Below are 1,003 nucleotides of genomic sequence, written 5' to 3'. Positions count from 1 at the left end.
GACAATCCCGTAAATTGCTTGGCATCACGAAAAATAAATTCAATCTGGAAACGAGCCTGATAATATTCAACAATTTGCTCAGGCAGTAAGTGAATATCAGTGCTAAATAATAAAGCATTTTTAATTTCTCCGTTGGCTTGAACCTCAGAGATACAAGCCAACCTAATTTGGCAATTTAAACAACAACTCCACACCACCAATGTATATAATGAAACTCCCGGTTTTAGGTCTTTAACAAAATTAAGACGGCTCAAATCATGGCAGTCAACCTTACCATCATATTTACGTGCAGCTCCCAGTTTCTTTTGTTCACCTGTATAAAGATAGCGTAGGTTAGCATCAACTCTTAACTTGCCAATAAAGTCTAAATTTAACTCCCGCACAGCATCCCAGAATTTAGAGCGGTAGTAATAGCCATCAGCGACCAAATAACGTACAGAATTTGGGAAGAAATAACGAGTATTCTTTAGATGGTGTGCTCCCGTCATCAACTCTTGTGATGTCAGGCGTAGAGCTTTGAGACTCCTGTTTTTTGCGAGATTTTTTTGACCCGCTATTCTTCGGTTTTTGTGGCAGTTTTTTCACCTTCTTTATTTGAGGGCGTGATGGAGTTTGTTCTACGCTCAAGCTATAAGATAAACGACTCTCAATTTCGACAATAGAAATTACAGAAATTTCCAACCCCTGTGACGATTTCCCCGCTACACCATTATAAAAATAACCCTTACCGTCAGTTTTTTTGCCACTTTTTCTTAAAAAAGAACAATCGATAACGGCAATGACTGTGTGTTCAGGATTTAAGGCAGATTCGAGGAAATATTGATTAAATTGTGGAAAATTAAAGCTTTTGAGAAAGTGACGACGGTAGGTTTTTTCGCTCAAATAACTATAACGACTGAGATTCGTGAAGTTGACCAAACCAAAGGACCAGCAAAATAGTTGAGAATAAAGTGATTAAAAACTTCTTTTGGGGTTGACTAATCCCTGGCATTTGTTGTAAGAT

At 37.8% G+C, this 1,003-nt stretch carries 2 protein-coding genes; both read right to left on the bottom strand.

What is annotated here, in order from left to right; translation table 11 throughout:
- On the bottom strand, positions 1–428 hold a 428-nt coding region (locus QUA25_RS29360; protein ID WP_333043230.1), incomplete at its 3' end, for a transposase.
- On the bottom strand, positions 418–882 hold the full coding sequence (locus QUA25_RS29355; RefSeq protein WP_333043228.1) for a hypothetical protein: 465 nt from the start codon (positions 880–882) through the stop codon (positions 418–420). The genes QUA25_RS29360 and QUA25_RS29355, both read right to left, overlap by 11 nt.
- Positions 883–1,003 lie beyond the last annotated feature (121 nt).

Source organism: Microcoleus sp. Pol17C6, assembly GCF_036701145.1.
In the GTDB taxonomy this organism is placed as follows: domain Bacteria; phylum Cyanobacteriota; class Cyanobacteriia; order Cyanobacteriales; family Microcoleaceae; genus Microcoleus.
Note: the sequence above shows the minus strand (reverse complement) of the source record. Positions and strands in the feature narration are given on the sequence as shown.